At 62.2% G+C, this 17077-nt stretch carries 12 protein-coding genes; 8 read left to right on the top strand and 4 right to left on the bottom strand.

What is annotated here, in order from left to right; translation table 11 throughout:
- Window positions 1–44: 44 nt before the first annotated feature.
- The 4 genes from ampD to AC3WMV_RS17860 all read left to right on the top strand — a co-directional run bounded on the left by ampD (window position 45) and on the right by AC3WMV_RS17860 (window position 4370).
- The gene (ampD, locus tag AC3WMV_RS17845; RefSeq protein WP_103367760.1) at window positions 45–605 is read left to right on the top strand and encodes a 1,6-anhydro-N-acetylmuramyl-L-alanine amidase AmpD; all 561 of its coding nucleotides are present in this window, start codon (window positions 45–47) and stop codon (window positions 603–605) included.
- Window positions 602–1441 (top strand): regulatory signaling modulator protein AmpE, encoded by an 840-nt coding sequence (gene ampE, locus AC3WMV_RS17850; protein WP_103367761.1) that lies wholly within the window; start codon window positions 602–604, stop codon window positions 1439–1441. Before ampD ends, ampE begins: the two co-directional genes overlap by 4 nt.
- A gap of 1591 nt (window positions 1442–3032) precedes the next feature.
- The gene (locus tag AC3WMV_RS17855; RefSeq protein ID WP_492561396.1) at window positions 3033–3737 is read left to right on the top strand and encodes a methyl-accepting chemotaxis protein; all 705 of its coding nucleotides are present in this window, start codon (window positions 3033–3035) and stop codon (window positions 3735–3737) included.
- Between the two features lie 243 nt (window positions 3738–3980).
- A complete protein-coding gene (locus tag AC3WMV_RS17860) occupies window positions 3981–4370 on the top strand; it encodes a hypothetical protein (protein WP_103367764.1) in 390 nt (129 codons plus the stop codon).
- Here the strand turns inward: AC3WMV_RS17860 and AC3WMV_RS17865 are convergent, their stop codons facing one another.
- Window positions 4371–5147, bottom strand: coding sequence for a TatD family hydrolase (locus AC3WMV_RS17865; RefSeq protein ID WP_097090477.1), 777 nt, complete (start codon window positions 5145–5147; stop codon window positions 4371–4373).
- A 3-nt stretch (window positions 5148–5150) separates the two neighbouring features.
- Entirely contained in the window at window positions 5151–6146 is a 996-nt protein-coding gene (gene cra, locus AC3WMV_RS17870) for a catabolite repressor/activator (RefSeq protein ID WP_027610792.1), read from the bottom strand.
- Between the two features lie 306 nt (window positions 6147–6452).
- Here cra and ptsP point away from each other — a divergent pair, with 306 nt between their 5' ends.
- The 4 genes from ptsP to AC3WMV_RS17890 all read left to right on the top strand — a co-directional run bounded on the left by ptsP (window position 6453) and on the right by AC3WMV_RS17890 (window position 13718).
- The gene (gene ptsP, locus AC3WMV_RS17875) at window positions 6453–9314 is read left to right on the top strand and encodes a phosphoenolpyruvate--protein phosphotransferase (protein WP_103367765.1); all 2862 of its coding nucleotides are present in this window, start codon (window positions 6453–6455) and stop codon (window positions 9312–9314) included.
- On the top strand, window positions 9314–10255 hold the full coding sequence (gene pfkB, locus AC3WMV_RS17880) for a 1-phosphofructokinase (protein ID WP_027610794.1): 942 nt from the start codon (window positions 9314–9316) through the stop codon (window positions 10253–10255). The genes ptsP and pfkB overlap by 1 nt, the downstream gene beginning before the upstream one ends.
- Window positions 10256–10266: 11 nt before the next feature.
- The gene (locus tag AC3WMV_RS17885) at window positions 10267–12000 is read left to right on the top strand and encodes a PTS fructose-like transporter subunit IIB (protein WP_096795323.1); all 1734 of its coding nucleotides are present in this window, start codon (window positions 10267–10269) and stop codon (window positions 11998–12000) included.
- Window positions 12001–12176: 176 nt separating this feature from the next.
- Window positions 12177–13718, top strand: coding sequence for an alkaline phosphatase D family protein (locus AC3WMV_RS17890; RefSeq protein ID WP_103367766.1), 1542 nt, complete (start codon window positions 12177–12179; stop codon window positions 13716–13718).
- Between the two features lie 16 nt (window positions 13719–13734).
- On the opposite strand, the gene AC3WMV_RS17895 is transcribed toward AC3WMV_RS17890, so the two are convergent.
- Together AC3WMV_RS17895 and AC3WMV_RS17900 are read right to left on the bottom strand one after the other, a co-directional pair.
- On the bottom strand, window positions 13735–14136 hold the full coding sequence (locus tag AC3WMV_RS17895) for an endonuclease domain-containing protein (protein WP_103367767.1): 402 nt from the start codon (window positions 14134–14136) through the stop codon (window positions 13735–13737).
- Window positions 14137–14502: 366 nt separating this feature from the next.
- Window positions 14503–17031 (bottom strand): PepSY domain-containing protein, encoded by a 2529-nt coding sequence (locus AC3WMV_RS17900; RefSeq protein WP_103367808.1) that lies wholly within the window; start codon window positions 17029–17031, stop codon window positions 14503–14505.
- Between the last annotated feature and the right edge of the window lie 46 nt (window positions 17032–17077).

The following is a 17077-nucleotide window of genomic DNA, read 5'->3' on the forward strand; positions in this document are numbered from 1 at the left end:
ACGGCATACTGGGCGCCAACACAGTCGGCGTTGAAGGAATCGGTATGCAGTTGGATCCCGCTAGCGGGTGGTGTCACGGGGTACAGGTCTGCCCATCGCCCAACTTCAATGAACGCCCTGCGGGCGAAATCTCCCTGTTGGTGATCCACAACATCAGCCTGCCGCCGGCGCAGTTCGCCACCGGCAAGGTGCAGGAATTTTTCCAGAATCGTCTGGATGTCACCGAGCATCCCTATTTTGCAGGGATTGCCGACCTGCGCGTCTCGGCGCATTTTCTGATCGAACGTGACGGCACCGTCACCCAGTTTGTCTCCTGTCTTGAGCGGGCGTGGCATGCTGGCGTGTCGATGTTCGAAGGTCGGGAAACCTGTAACGATTTTTCCGTGGGCATCGAGCTCGAAGGCACCGATGATCTGCCCTTTACCGATGCGCAGTATCAGGCGCTGATCACGTTGACGCGTCAGCTGCAAACAGCATTTCCGGCTATCACCGGCGCCCGTATCTGCGGGCACAGCGACATCGCACCCGGGCGCAAGACCGATCCTGGCCCGGCATTCGACTGGGCGCGTTACCGCGCAGCCCTGGCACAAGAGGAAGGACAATGAGTTTTCTGGTGTTACTGCTGGCGGTCTGGATCGAGAAATTCTCGGCCCTGCGCCATCGGGTTCAACGCGATGGCGGATGGATCCGCGAACTGCACAAACTCGAAACCAGCGCGCGCCTGGCCCAGCGACCATGGCTGGTGCTGACGATTCTGGTGTTGCTGCCGGTGGCGCTGCTTGCCTTGTTGCTGGTGGTACTGGAACCCGTCGCTTACGGCTTGCTGGCGCTGCCGGTGCATTTGCTGGTGGTGATTTATGCGCTGGGGCGCGGTGATCTGCTCGGCGGTCTCGGGCCGTTTCGTGATGCATGGCGTCGCGAAGACCTGCAAGCCGCCGCGCATGTGGCCAAGCGTGATCTGGATATCTGTGCCGACAGTGGTGAGCAATTGCTGGATCGGGTCCAAGGGCACCTGTTGTGGCAGGCCTATCAAAGTTTCTTCGCGGTGATCTTCTGGTACTTCGTGCTCGGTCCGGTCGCGGCGCTGGCTTATCGCTTGCTCGCATTGGCGGAAGAACACAGCCAGAACCCGGCGCTCGCCGAACGTGCCGGCCAGTTACGTCACGCCTTTGACTGGTTGCCAGTGCGCTTGCTCGCCGCCAGTCTGGCTCTGGTCGGCAATTTCGTCGCGGTCAGCCGGGTGATGTTGCATGAGCTGCTGAACTGGAACATCAGCGCCGCGCAGCTGATCAACAAGGTCGGGCTGGCAGCGGGTGAGATCCCGCCGCCGGTAGTTGGCCCTGAAGGCATCAACACTCTCGACTGCCTGTGGGAACTGCTGCTGCGTGCGGCGGTGCTGTGGTATGCCGGGTTTGCCTTGTGGACAGTGTTGATCCACTGATACTCGCCCGTGAAATTCATTGTGGTGAGGGGATTTATCCCCGATGGCGCGCGCAGCGGCCCCAATATCTTAATGGGGCTGCTGCGCAGCCCATCGGGGATAAATCCCCTCGCCACAGGTCAGTGACCGGCGCAGCGTAGTCGTTAACCTTAAGTTACAAAACCTCTCCCCGATTTGAGCTATACAGAGACAGCGCCCGATAGTGGCTTTCTGCTGTCGCCCCGCGCCTGCCAATAAAAACAAGAAAAACCAAGGGAGACTTCCAGTGAAGAGCTTGCTCTATCCCGCCGTCTCGCTGATGAACCGTCTGAGCTTCGGCATGAAGTTCAGCTTGATCAGCGTGCTGTTCCTGGTGCCGATGCTGGTGACCAATTTTTATCTGGTGCGCGATTCCTATCGCGAGTTCCAGGGCACCCGGATCGAATTGCAGAGCCTCGATCTGCTGGGCAGCAGCCTGAGCCTGCGCCGGGACCTGGAGACGCTGAACAATCTGGTGCAGATCAACGTCACCCTCGGTCAGTCCGGCAAAGCCGACAACCTCGAAGCGCAGATCAGCAGCCTGGAGCAAACCGTGCTGGCGCGCCTGCAAGGTTTGCAGGCGATGACCGACGATCCCGAACAGATCAAACTGTTCGACGGCAAACGCGATGAAATGGTCAGCGCGTTCAAGGCCCAACAGGCGGAAAGCTCCCTGCAAAGCAAAAGCGCGATGATCGGCAAACTGCTCGGCAATGCGCAGATCTTCAGCCAGATCGTCACCAGTCAGGCCGGTTTGAGCCGCGACAACCAGAGCGACATCCGCCAACTCAGCGAGCTGCTCACCAATATCACTCCGGCCGTGACCCAGACTCTCGGCGAAGGTCGGGCCATCGGTTCGTATTCGTTGGGGCAGGGCTTTCTCAACAGTTCGTCGAGCAGCCGTTTCGACGAGCTGCTGGCGCAGATCGAAAAGCTCCAGGCTGAATACGCGTTGAAACTGCAGGACGCCCTCGACTCCAGCCAGGCCGCGCGCGCCAGTCTCAGCGCGCCGGCCGACAGCAGCAAGGCTTCGCTCAAACAGGCCAGTGAACTGTTTGAGGCGAAAGTCGTGGTGGCCGAGACCCTCGATACCCCGTGGCAGGCGTTCTACGATCAGGTCACCGGGCTGATGGCGCAGACCTACCAGCTCAATGACGCGACGCTGAAATTCCTCGATACCCAACTGCAGCAGCGCCTGGCGCAAAACCGCACGCACATGGTGTTGCAGGCGGTGGCGCTGGCGGTGGTGTTCGTGCTGATTTTCTATCTCTACGGCGGGTTCTACGCCTCGACTCGCACCACGCTCAAGCGCCTGGGCGTGATGATGGACAAGGTCGCGGCCGGTGACATGACGGTCAATTTCAAGGCCAACAGTCGCGATGAACTCGGCGAGCTGGGTGAGGTGTTCAACGGCACCGTGAGGAAAATCCACGACCTGATCGAACGAGTCGGGCAGACCGTGGCTGAGGTCGAGCGCCAGGCCGGGCAGGTGGAAACTGTCTCGGCGCAAAGCAATCAGGCGGTGGCCGGGCAGCGCACGCAGATCGAGCAAGTGGCGACCGCGATGAACCAAATGTCGGCGACCTCGCTGGAAGTTGCACGCAGCGCAGCGGCAGCGGTGAGCAGCGCGCACAGCGTCAACGATGAAACCGTCAGCGGTCGCACACTGGTGGAGTCGCAGCAGGGCAGCATTGCTGCGCTGGCCAGTGAGATCGATCAATCGGTGCTGGTGATCAACCAGTTGGCCAGCGACAGCCAGTCGATCAGCCGCGTGCTGGAAGTGATCAAGAGCATTGCCGAACAGACCAACTTGCTGGCGCTCAACGCCGCCATCGAAGCAGCCCGGGCCGGCGAGCAGGGCCGGGGATTTGCGGTGGTGGCGGACGAAGTGCGTACGTTGGCCAAGCGCACCCAGCAATCGACCGAAGAAATCGAGCAGATGATCAGCAAGCTGCATGGCGGCGTGGGCGCTGCGGTGAAGGCCATGGGCATTAGCCATCAGATGGCCAACGGCACGGTCGGGCAGTCGGAAAAGGTCCAGCAGGCGCTGGAAAATATCCTCGGCGCGGTAGGCATGATCGTCGACCAGAACCAGCAGATCGCTGCCGCCGTGGAGCAACAGACTGCGGTGGCCCATGACATCGACCAGAACATCGTCGAGATCAATCGCGCTGGCGAGCGCACGGCCCAGGGGGCGCACCAGACGGAGGACGCCAGCCGGGCACTGTCGGCGCAGGTAGTGGAGCTGAAACACCTGATCAGCGCGTTCCGCGTCTGATCGAGCGCGAATTCTGTAGGAGTGAGCCTGCTCGCGATAGCGGTGTGTCAGTCAATTCAATTGTTGGCTGATACACCGCTATCGCGAGCAGGCTCACTCCTACAAGGGCGGTAATGTCAGAACATTTTGTAATGCATTGATACTTACGCTTGTAAGCCAATTCCTGTTTTCTTTCGACGGCTGGCTTTTCGTCATTAATGAGCCAGTATCCGAGTTCTGCTGATTGCGTCGAGGAGGCCGCTCATGTCCGTTGCAACCCTGGGAATCCAGGGCCGTTGTGCTCATTGCCAGACCCTACAGGTACTCAAACCCTGGCAACTCAACGCCATCGCAATCAACGAACCGTTCACTTGCGCGCACTGCCAGGAAGCTCTGGAGCTGCGCTGCCCTAAACAGATCAAACGCTTCAAGTCCCTCGATTCGCTGGGATTGCTGCGCTTCAGCGCGTCGGTAACCGTGTGCACTGCGCTGCTGGTGGCGTTGGTCATGGAATGGATCGGGCTGCTCAGCGTGGCTGAACAGTTGAATGCGTCGTTGATCGTGATTTTTATCTACTTCGCACTGGCACGCTTTGTCCGTCAACGTCAGCACATGACCTTGATTCTCGAAGCGGCCAAGGCCCACGGCGACTGATTACCAACCGAACACTTCGCAGCTGTTGGCGGTGCTGGCGGCGGCCAGTCGTTCTGCACTGACATTCATCAACTCGGCCAGTGCCGCACAGATCGCCGGCAAGTGCGCCGGTGTATTGCGTACTCCGGGAAACATCGCCGGCGCCATGTCCGGAGAGTCGGTCTCCAGCACGATCGAATCCAGCGGCAGATCCGCCAATACCCGATGCATGCGCAACGCCTGCGGCCAGGTCGGCGCGCCGCCCAGACCCAGTTTGAAACCGAGCTTGATGTATTCGCGTGCTTCTTCGCGGCTGCCGGCGAACGCGTGGATGATGCCCGCGCGCTTGAGCTTAAAGCGCTTGAGCGTGGCGATCACCGCGGCGTGGCTGCGGCGCACGTGGATCAGCGCCGGCAGTTCGAAATCTGCCGCCAGTTGCAGCTGCGCGTCGAACAGCGCCTGCTGGCGTTCGCGGTCGAGGGTTTCGATGAAGTAATCCAGGCCGATCTCGCCCACCGCACACAGTTGCCGATGGCCGCGTAGCCGCGTCAGCCAGTCGCCGAGTGCGCGTAGATCTTCGGGTTGATGCTGATCGAGGTACACCGGGTGCAGACCAAATGCTGCGTACAGATCCGCATCGCTCTGCACCAGCTCCCATACCCGCTGCCAATTGCCCTGATAAACCCCCAGCACCACCATCCGCCGCACCCCGAGGGCGCGGCTTTCGGCGAGCAACGCCGAGCGATCGGCGTCGAAGTCGGGGAAGTCGAGGTGGGTGTGGCTGTCGATCAGCTCCACGGTTCAGTCCCGATGAATACGCTGCTTGAAGGTCCGCGCGATGGCCTGCACTCCAGGCTTGTATTGCGATTGCTCGACGGCGGCCAGCGCCAGTTCCAGCGCCTTGTCGGCGATCAACTGGTGCTGCTGGGCCATGGCGTTGACCGGCAGCGGCAGGAAGTCGAGCAACTGCGTGTCACCGAAGGTGCCCAGGCGCAGCGGGCGGGATTTGAGCGGGAAGTCATGCAGTGCATCGAACACGCCCTGCAACAGCACGTAGGACGTGGTCACCAGCGCATCCGGCAAATGCCCCAGACGTTGCAGGAGTTCTTCCATCAGTTGCTTGCCGCATTCACGGCTGAAGGACTCGGCGTGCTCGATCAGCACTTCGCCTTTGAACTCGACCAGCGCCTGCTTGAAGCCCGCCGCACGTTCCTGACTGATGCTCAGCTCCGGACGCGCGCCGAGCAGCACGATCTGTTTCGGCTGCGGATCGAGCAGACTCTGGGTCAGGTGCAGGCTGGCTTCGCGGTCATCACTGATCACCGAGCAGAAATGCTCCGGTTCCATGACCCGGTCGATGGCGATGATCGGCAAGCCCTTGGCCTGCAGCTGGCGATAGCTGTCGTCACCGGCCGGCAGGCAACTGGCGACGATCAGCGCATCGCAACGGCGCGCCTTGAACAGTTGCAGCAACTGGCGCTCGCTGTCCGGCGCATCGTCGGAGCTCGCAATCAGTAACTGATAACCCCGCGCCCGCGCGCCTTGCTCCAGCAGTTTGGCGATCCGCGCGTAACTGGGGTTTTCCAGGTCCGGCAGAATAAAACCCAACGTGCGGGTGTGCCGACTGCGCAACCCGGCCGCTTGCGGGTTGGGGGTGAAGCCGTGCTGTTCAACGACCGCACGCACCCGCTCGACCGTGGCGTTGCTGATGCGTTGCTGTTCGGCCTTGCCGTTGATGACGTAGCTGGCGGTGGTCACGGACACTCCGGCCAACCGCGCGATATCACTGAGTTTCAACCCGGGATTTCCTTGTTTTTTCGAGCTTGCCGCCACATTTTCGCCAATCCTACCCGATTCGGGCAGACGACTATTGTCGCAGCGCATCCGACAAGTTGGACTTCAAGGATGAGACATTATCGAGTAACGTGCCGATCAATCTAGATTAAACGTTTCAGCAAGCGTATTTTCTACGTTTTAGACGCCTTTGGCCGGTTCTGCCGTGAAACCGCCAAAACTGCCGCTGAAAAGCAGGCTGACCAGCGCCTAAGCTGTGACCATTCAAAACAATATCCTGGCGCATCCATGTGCCAAAAAGGAGATCGCATGCTCGAGCTCACTATAGAGCAGATATCCATGGGCCAATCGGCTGTGGATAAACCCGCCGCCCTGCAACTACTCGCCAATCATCTGGTGGCCGATGGCCTAGTCGCCGATGGCTATCTCGCCGGCTTGCAGGCCCGGGAAGCCCAGGGCTCGACCTTTCTCGGCCAAGGTATCGCCATCCCCCACGGTACGCCCGAGACCCGCGATCAGGTATTCGCCACCGGCGTGCGGCTGATGCAGTTTCCCGAGGGCGTGGATTGGGGCGATGGCCAGATCGTTTACCTGGCGATCGGCATCGCCGCCAAATCCGACGAACACCTGCGCCTGCTGCAACTGCTGACCCGCGCCCTCGGCGAGACCGACCTGGGTCAGGCCCTGCGCCGCGCCAGCTCGCCGCAAGCGCTGCTGAAACTGCTGCAAGGCGCGCCACAGGAACTGGCGCTGGATGCGCAGATGATCGGCCTCGGCGTGTCGGCTGACGATTTCGAAGAATTGGTCTGGCGTGGCGCGCGTCTGTTGCGTCAGGCCGATTGTGTGAGCAATGGTTTTGCCGGCGTGTTGCAACAAGTCGAAGCGCTGCCACTGGGCGATGGCCTGTGGTGGCTGCACAGCGAGCAGACCGTGAAACGTCCGGGCCTGGCGTTCGTCACCCCGGACAAACCGATGCGTTACCTCGGCCAGCCGCTCAGCGGTCTGTTCTGTCTGGCCAGTCTGGGTGAGGCGCATCAGGCGCTGCTCGAACGCCTGTGTGCGCTGCTCATCGAAGGGCGCGGCCATGAATTGGGCCGCGCCACCAGCAGCCGCAAAGTCCTCGAAGTGCTCGGCGGCGAACTGCCGGCCGATTGGCCGAGCGCGCGTATTGCCCTGGCCAACGCCCACGGTTTGCATGCACGTCCGGCGAAGATCCTTGCGCAACTGGCGAAGAGTTTCGACGGTGAAATCCGTGTGCGCATCGTCGACAGCGCGGACAGTGCCGTGTCGGTAAAAAGCCTGAGCAAATTGCTGAGCCTCGGCGCCCGTCGTGGTCAGGTGCTGGAGTTGATCGCTGAACCGAGCATCGCCGCCGATGCCCTTCCGGCGCTGCTGGCCGCTATCGAAGAAGGCCTTGGTGAAGAAGTCGAACCGCTGCCGGCCGTGAGCCAGCAACGCGAAGCCATCGCCGATATCGCCGAAGTGCTGATCGCCCCGGCGTCCGGCGCGCAGTTGCAGGCGATCCCTGCTGCACCGGGCATCGCCATTGGCCCAGCGCACATTCAGGTGCAACAGGCTATCGATTACCCGTTGCGCGGCGAGTCTGCCGCCATCGAGCGCGAACGTCTCAAGCAAGCGCTGAGCGATGTGCGCAGTGACATTCAGGGTCTGATCGAACGCAGCAAGGCCAAGGCGATTCGCGAGATTTTCATCACCCACCAGGAAATGCTCGACGACCCGGAACTGACCGACGAAGTCGACACCCGTCTCAAGCAAGGCGAAAGCGCCGAAGCGGCGTGGATGGCGGTGATTGAAGCAGCGGCCAAACAACAGGAATCGCTGCAGGACGCGTTGCTCGCCGAGCGGGCGGCGGACCTCCGTGACATCGGGCGCCGGGTGCTGGCGCAACTCTGTGGCGTGCAGACGCCGAACGAGCCTGAACAACCGTACATTCTGGTGATGGACGAGGTCGGTCCGTCGGACGTCGCACGGCTCGATCCGGCGCGGGTAGCAGGGATTCTCACCGCGCGCGGCGGCGCCACGGCGCACAGTGCAATCGTCGCCCGTGCTCTTGGTATTCCTGCGCTGGTCGGAGCTGGCGCTGCGGTGTTGCTGCTGGAACCGGGCACGCCGTTGCTGCTCGACGGCCAGCGCGGTCGCCTGCACGTCGACGCCGATGCCGCGACCCTGCAACGCGCCGCCGAAGAACGCGACACCCGCGAGCAGCGTCTCAAGGCTGCCGCCGAACAACGCCATCAACCGGCGCACACCACTGACGGTCACGCCGTGGAAGTGTTCGCCAACATCGGTGAAAGCGCCGGGGTCAGTGCTGCGGTCGAGCAGGGTGCCGAGGGCATCGGCCTACTGCGCACCGAACTGATTTTCATGGCTCACCCGCAAGCGCCAGACGAAGCCACTCAGGAAGCCGAATACCGCCGCGTTCTCGACGGCCTCGCCGGGCGACCGCTGGTGGTGCGCACCCTTGATGTCGGCGGCGACAAACCGCTGCCATATTGGCCGATCGCCAAGGAGGAAAACCCGTTCCTCGGCGTGCGCGGCATTCGCCTGACCTTGCAGCGTCCACAGGTCATGGAAGCGCAATTGCGCGCCTTGCTGCGTTCGGCGGATAACCGGCCGCTGCGGATCATGTTCCCGATGGTCGGCAGCGTCGAAGAATGGCGTCAGGCCCGCGACATGACCGAGCGCTTGCGCCTGGAAATCCCGGTCGCTGATCTGCAACTGGGGATCATGATCGAAGTACCGTCAGCGGCCTTGCTGGCGCCGGTATTGGCCAAGGAAGTCGACTTCTTCAGCGTCGGTACCAACGACCTGACGCAATACACCCTGGCCATCGACCGTGGTCACCCGACCCTCTCGGCCCAGGCTGACGGCCTGCACCCGGCGGTGCTGCAACTGATCGACATCACCGTGCGCGCCGCACATACCCATGGCAAATGGGTCGGCGTGTGCGGCGAGCTGGCGGCGGATCCGCTGGCGGTGCCGGTGCTGGTCGGCCTCGGTGTCGATGAGCTGAGCGTGTCCGGTCGCAGCATCGCCGAGGTCAAGGCGCGCATCCGCGAACTCAGCCTGACCCAGGCGCAAACCCTTGCTCAACAAGCCCTCACCGTGGGCAGCGCGAACGAAGTGCGTGCATTAGTGGAGGCCCTGTAATGGCCAAGATTCTCACCCTGACCCTCAACCCGGCGCTGGACCTCACGGTCGAGCTGCCACGCCTGGAGGCCGGTCAGGTCAACCGCAGCGACGAGATGCACACCCACGCCGCCGGCAAAGGCGTGAACGTCGCCCAGGTACTCGCAGACCTCGGGCATCAACTGACGGTCAGCGGCTTTCTCGGCGAAGACAATCTGCAAGCCTTCGAGACTTTGTTCGCCAAGCGCGGCTTTGTCGATGCGTTCATTCGCGTGCCGGGGGAGACGCGCAGCAACATCAAGGTCGCCGAGCACGACGGGCGCATCACCGACATCAACGGCCCGGGGCCGGTGGTCGACGCGACGGCGCAGCAGGCGTTGCTTGAGCGTCTGCTGCAGATCGCTCCGGGGCATGACGCGGTGGTGGTCGCCGGCAGTCTGCCGCGTGGCGTCAGCGCGCAGTGGTTGCGTGAGTTGATCGAACGCCTGAACGGTCTCGGCCTGAAAGTCGCCCTCGACAGCAGTGGCGAAGCTTTGCGCGCGGCCATTGAAGGGCGTCCGTGGCTGATCAAGCCGAATACTGAAGAACTCGCCGATGCGCTCGATTGCGATGTGGTTTCGCACGCCGCCGAAGCTCAGGCTGCGGCGTGCCTGCACGCCAAGGGTATCGAGCACGTAGTGATCTCCCACGGTGCCGACGGTGTGAACTGGTTCAGCGTCGGCTCGGCGCTGCATGCCACGCCGCCCAAGGTTACGGTTGCCAGCACGGTGGGTGCCGGTGACTCGTTGCTGGCCGGCATGCTCCACGGTCTGCTCAGTGCCGACACGCCCGAGCAGACCCTGCGCACGGCCACGGCGATTGCCGCGATGGCGGTGACGCAGATCGGTTTCGGCATCAACGATGCGGCGCAACTGGCGCAGCTCGAACAGGGCGTACGCGTGCGTCCCCTGACAGAACAATAAGAGGGTTTGTCATGAAATTAGCCATTGTCACGGCCTGTCCGAACGGCATGGTCACCAGTGTGCTGTGCGCCCGTCTGCTGGACGCGGCGGCCCAGCGTCAGGGCTGGAGCACCAGCGTTGAAGTGGTCGATGCGGCGCACCCGGAGCGCGAATTGTCGGCTGCCACCATTGAAGCGGCGGAGTGGGTGTTGCTGGTCGCCACCGGTGATGTCGACATGCGCCGTTTCGTCGGCAAGCGCGTGTTCCGCATTGCCCCGGCGCAAGCGCTGCAGGATGTCGAAGCGGTGCTGCGCCGTGGTGCGCAAGAGGCCGAAGTTTACCTCGCCAGCGAAGCCGTCCCGGTTGCCGCTGCGCCACGTGCGCCACGCATCGTCGCCATCACTGCGTGCCCGACGGGTGTTGCCCACACCTTCATGGCGGCCGAGGCGTTGCAGCAGACGGCCAAGCGTCTGGGCTATGAACTGCACGTCGAAACCCAAGGCTCGGTCGGCGCGAAAACCCCGCTCAGTGCGACGGCCATTGCCGAGGCTGACGTGGTGTTGCTGGCGGCCGACATCGAAGTCGCCACCGAGCGTTTCGCCGGCAAGAAAATCTACCGTTGCGGCACCGGCATTGCCCTCAAGCAATCCGAAGCGACACTGAAAAAAGCCCTCGCCGAAGCTCAGGTCGAGAGCGCTGCGAGCGACGGCAAGGCGCCGGCCAAGCAAGAGAAAACCGGGGTTTACAAACACCTGCTGACCGGTGTTTCGTTCATGCTGCCGATGGTGGTGGCCGGGGGGCTGATGATCGCCTTGTCGTTCGTCTTCGGCATCACCGCGTTCAAGGAAGAGGGCACGCTGGCGGCGGCGCTGATGCAGATCGGCGGCGAGACCGCGTTCAAGCTGATGGTGCCGCTGCTCGCCGGGTACATCGCCTACTCGATCGCCGACCGTCCGGGCCTGGCGCCGGGGATGATTGGTGGCTTGCTCGCCAGTACGCTGGGGGCAGGGTTTATCGGCGGAATCGTCGCCGGGTTTATCGCCGGTTATGCGGCCAAGGCCATCAGTCGTTATGTGGCATTGCCGCAGAGCCTCGAAGCGCTGAAACCGATTCTGATCATCCCGTTGTTCGCCAGCCTGTTCACCGGTCTGGTGATGATCTACGTGGTCGGTAAACCGGTCGCGGGGATGCTTGCGGCACTGACGCATTTTCTCGACAGCATGGGCACCACCAACGCGATCCTGCTCGGCGTGTTGCTCGGCGGCATGATGTGCGTCGACCTCGGCGGGCCGATCAACAAAGCCGCGTATGCCTTCTCGGTGGGGCTGCTGGCTTCGCAGAGTTATGCACCGATGGCCGCGACCATGGCCGCCGGCATGGTGCCGCCAATCGGGCTGGGCATTGCCACTTTCATTGCTCGCCGCAAGTTTGCCCAGACCGAGCGCGAGGCCGGTAAAGCGGCGCTGGTGCTGGGGCTGTGTTTCATCTCCGAAGGGGCGATTCCGTTTGCCGCGAAAGACCCGCTGCGGGTGATTCCGGCGAGCATCGCCGGTGGTGCATTGACCGGCGCGTTGTCGATGTACTTCGGCTGCAAACTGATGGCGCCGCACGGTGGCTTGTTTGTGCTGGCGATCCCGAATGCGATCAATCATGCGTTGTTGTATCTGCTGGCGATTGTCGCGGGGAGTCTGTTGACTGCCGTTGTCTATGCGACGGTCAAGCGTCCGGAAGCCGTTGAGTTGGCGCTGGAACCGGCGAAGGCCTGACGGGCAACGCAGATCCCCTGTGGGAGCGAGCCTGCTCGCGAATGCAATCTGCCAGCGACATGTATGTTGACTGGCACATCGCTTTCGCGAGCAGGCTCGCTCCCACAATGGTTAGTGGTGTCATGGCGAGTTCATATAGCCGTGCTTAAGTTTTCCTTTTTTCAGGGAGAACACGCATGAGCGATTTCAATATCGGTCGCCGACGGGTCATGCAGGTTGTCGGTGCCGGGCTGCTGATGCCGGGGCTGGCGCCGGCGGTGATCGCGTCGGTCAAGGATCGGCCGCAACTCACCGACGGCGTGCAGTCCGGCGACCTGCAAGGCGACCGCGCGATGATCTGGAGCCGTACTGATCGTCCGGCGCGGATGGTGGTCGAGTGGGACACCCGCAGCCAGTTTCGTCACCCGCGCCGGGTAGTCTCGCCACTGGCCGATGCGCGCACTGACTTCACCGCCCGTGTCGAACTCACCGGGCTGCCCGCCGATCAGGCGGTTTTCTATCGGGTGTATTTCAAGGACGCGCAATCTGGCGTCGCCAGCGAACCGTGGCTCGGCCATTTGCGCAGCGCTCCGAAGGCGCGGCGCAATATCCGTTTCGTCTGGAGTGGCGACACCGTCGGCCAGGGCTTCGGCATCAATCCGGACATCGGCGGCATGCGCATCTACGAATCCATGCGCCTGCGCCTGCCGGACTTCTTTATCCACAGCGGCGACACCATCTACGCCGACGGCCCGGTGCCGGCGCAACTGACCACAGAGGGCGGGCGGATCTGGCGCAACCTCACCACCGAGGCCAAGAGCAAAGTCGCGCAGACCCTTGACGATTATCGCGGCAATTATCGCTACAACCTGATGGACGAAAACATCCGCCGTTTCAACGCCGAAGTCCCGCAGATCTGGCAGTGGGACGACCACGAAGTGGTCAACAACTGGTCGCCGGGCAAGCAGCTCGACGAGCGTTATCAGGAAAAAGATATCCACACCCTGGTCGGCCGCGCGCGCAAGGCCTGGCTGGAATATTCGCCGATGCGTTTGCAGGCGGCCGACGGCGGCGGGCGAATTTATCGCAAGCTCAGCTACGGGCCGATGCTCGATGTGTTCGTGCTCGACATGCGCAGCTATCGCGGGGCCAACGACGACAATCTCGGCGCGGCCAAACCGTTCCTCGGGCGTGAGCAACTGGACTGGCTCAAGCGTGGCTTGAAGCACTCCAAGGCGCAGTGGAAGGTGATCGCCGCCGACATGCCGATCGGCCTCGGTGTGCCCGACGGTGAAGTCAGCCCGGGCGTCGCACGCTGGGAGGCCGTGGCCAACGGTGATCCGGGCCCGGCGCAGGGACGTGAGCTGGAAGTCGCCGAGTTGCTCGGTTTTCTGCGGGCGCAGCAGGTGCGCAATTTCGTGTTTCTCACGGCGGACGTGCATTACTGCGCGGCGCATCACTACCACCCGGAGCGCGCGGCGTTTCAGGATTTTGAACCATTCTGGGAATTTGTCGCCGGGCCGCTGAATGCCGGGAGTTTCGGGCCCAACCCACTGGACAAGACCTTCGGGCCGGAGGTGGTGTTCCAGAAGGCCCCACCCACGCAGAATGCTTCACCTTTTGCCGGGTTTCAGTTCTTTGGCGAGGTGAACATCGAAGGGCAGAGCGGGGAGATGAGTGTGGTGTTGCGGGATTTGAATGGGGTAGCGGTTTTCGAGCAGAAATTGCAGCCAGTTTGAAGATCAAAAACAACCCTCACCCCGGCCCTCCCGAAATGTCGGACCGCTTGGAGGGTGAGGGTGTTTTTCGATTCGCGGCAATTTTTGTGATTTGCTCCAGTACATCATCCATCTGCTGCATTACTTCGAGATTACTGAATCGCACAACTTCAATGCCCTGACGTTCCAGGAAAAGCGTCCGACGTTGATCGTGGATCAAGCCCGCTATTTCATAGTGTTGACCCCCATCCAGCTCAATCGCCAGTTTCAGCTCTACGCAGTAAAAATCCAGGACATAGGGCGGACATGGAAACTGCCTGCGGAATTTCAGATTGGCGACTTGGCGTGAACGAAGTTTTTGCCAGAGTAATTGTTCGCAATCGGTTTGGCTGCTGCGTAACTGGCGGGCGAACTGAGCGAGAGTGAGGCGATTTTGCATGCTTCACGATCCTTGTGAAGTGGCTGGAAATCTCACTGTAGACGAGGACCCTCACCCCAGCCCTCTCCCGGAGGGAGAGGGAGCCTACGGAGTTGTATCGAGTTGTACATCGACCTGAAAGACCGAGTCGATTATGGATTCGGTGAATCACCTTCATAGCGGCGTAATTCGGCATCCCCAATCAGCCCCCCTCTTTTTCGGGGAGAGGGAGCCTACGGAGTTGTATCGAGGTGTACATCGACCTGAAAGACCGAGTCGATTACGGATTCGGTACATCACCTTCAGGTCGGCGTATTTATCCGGCATCCCCCAATCAGTCCCCTCTCCCTCCGGGAGAGGGTTAGGGTGAGGGGCTCTTTGGCTGAGTCAGTACACGTCGCGGCGATAGCGGCCCTGTTCGATCAGGCGTTCGACTTCGGTGGCGCCGAGGATGTCGTTGAGTGCCTGATCGACACCAGAAGCCATGCCCTGCAGGCTGCCGCAAATGTAGATCACCGCGCCGTCAGCCAGCCATTTTTTTAGCTCGTCAGCGGATTCACGCAAGCGATCCTGCACGTAGACCTTTTGCGCCTGATCCCGTGAAAACGCCAGATCGAGTCGTGCCAGATCGCCATTGATCAGCCACTCCTCCAGCTCTGCCCGGCAGAGGAAATCGTGCTGACGATTGCGCTCACCGAACAGCAGCCAGTGACGCTGCTGACCGTCGGCGATGCGTGCTTTGAGCAGGCTGCGCAATCCGGCGAGGCCGGTGCCGTTGCCCAGCAGAATCATCGGCACAGGTTCGTTCGGCAGGTGGAAACCGCTGTTGCGCCGCACGCGCAGGCTGATGCTGCCGCCCACGGGCGCATGTTCGGTCAGCCAGCCGGAGCCGATGCCGAGGCTGCCGTCGCTGTGTTGTTCCTGACGCACGATCAGTTCCAGCACGCCGTCGGCGGCAATCGAGGCGATCGAGTATTCGCGCATGGCCAGCGGCACCATCGCATCCACCAGCGCTTGCGCATGCAGGCCGACCAGATGCGCGCGATGCTCGGGCAACTGGCGGCTGGCGAGGGCGACTTCCAGTGGCTCTTCGAGGCCGTTGATCTTCACCGTGGTTTCGCCACGAATGCCGAGGCCGTCGAGGAAGTGTTCGATGGCCCACGGGCAGTTGCGCGGCAGCACTTCCACCAGATCACCGGCCAGCCAGCTGCTGGTGCTCGGCGCCCTCAGGCCCAGCAGGTACACCGGCGCGCCGCTGCTGTCGGGGTTCATCAGTTCGCGGCTGACCAGCGTCCAGTTGTCGTAGCTCGGCGCTTGCCAGGTGTCGACCGGCGCTTGCCCGGTCAGCTGTCCGAGCTGGGTTTGCCAATGACGCAGGGCGTAGGGGTCGCCGCTGTCGACTTCGACCGGGGCGAACAGGGTCTTGCCGCCGTGCTCGCCCAGCCACTGATGCAGGCGTCGGGCGAAACCGCAGAAATTCTGGTACTGGCGGTCGCCGAGGCCCAGCACCGCATAGTTCAGGCCGTCGAAGCTTGCAGCGTTGCTCAGCACTTTGCGCTCGAAACCACGCGCGCTGTCCGGTGCTTCGCCGTCGCCGAAGGTGCTGACCACGAACAGAGCGTTATTCGATTCACGCAGATCCTGCGCGCTGACGTTCGCCAGCGGCTGCACCTTCACTGGCAACCCGGCGGCTTGCAATTGCCCGGCGGTCTGCCACGCCAGTTGCTCGGCAAAACCGCTCTGGCTGGCGAAACCCACCAGCCATGCCGGTGCATCACCCACCTGTGCCTGAAGACCTTTGCGCGCATCCTGAATCTGCTTTTTCTTGCGACGGCGATCCAGATACAACAGCCATCCGGTGATGAAAAACAGCGGCATGCACGCGGCGGCGAGGGTGACGATGATCCGTCCGACCAGACCGAAATAGCTGCCGACGTGCAGCGCGTAAATGCTGGTCAACAGCTGCGCCTTGAAGCTCTTGTCGGCGTAGCGGTCGACACGTTTGACCGCGCCGGTGGCCGGGTCGAGGGTGATCTGGTTCAGCGCGCGATCATGCGGCGAGCTGTCGAGCAGGTAGAACACGGTCGCCGGTTGCCCGGCCACTGGCGGCATGCGGATGTTGTAGGCCGACAGGCCCGGGCCGGCAGCGCTGTAGATGCTGCTCCACATCGCCGCATAGTCGGCGGTCGGTGCCGGACCTTCTGGCGCCGGGCCGCGACCGCCGCGCACGCGCTCGTTTTGCGGCGCATCGGAAAGCAGTCTGGTCAGGCCCTTGTTGTACCACTCGTACGACCAGGACAACCCGGTCAACGCCAGCAGCAGATACACCAGCAGGCACCAAGTGCCGGCCACCGAGTGCAGATCCCAGTTGAAGCTGCGGCCCTTTTTCTTCCAGTCGAGGGTCAGCCACACGCGCCAGCTGTTCCACTGGCGTGGCCAGCGCAGATACAGCCCGGAGAGGCAGAAGAACAGCAGGATCAGGGTGCAGGCGCCGGTGATGTTGCGCCCGGTATCGCCCATAGCGAGAAAGCGGTGCAGTTGCAGCATCAGGCCGAAGAAGTCCTGACCCACGGCGTCGCCCATGAACTCGCCGGTGTATGGGTCGAAGTAGCGCATCTCGCCACGACGTTCGCCTTTGGGCGGGGTGAAGTAGACGCGCGCGGCGTTGCCACTGTCGGTTTCGACCCAGAGCATCCCGACTTTCTTGCCGGAGTTCGCTTCGATGTGTTCCACCAGCTCGACTGGAGGCAGGACGCCAGCGACCTGTTTTTCCACCTGCAACACCGACGGGTTCAGCGCCCGCAGGATTTCGTCCTGGAACGAATAGGCGGCACCGGTAATGCCCATCAGGGCCAGCACCAGCCCGGCAGTGATGCCGAAAAACCAGTGCAACTGGAACAGGGTTTTCTTCAACACGTCGCTCGCCTTGTCCGTTCGAAAATTGTCATCACGGCGCGCATTA

The sequence above is a fragment of the Pseudomonas sp. FW305-3-2-15-E-TSA4 genome, from assembly GCF_058787295.1.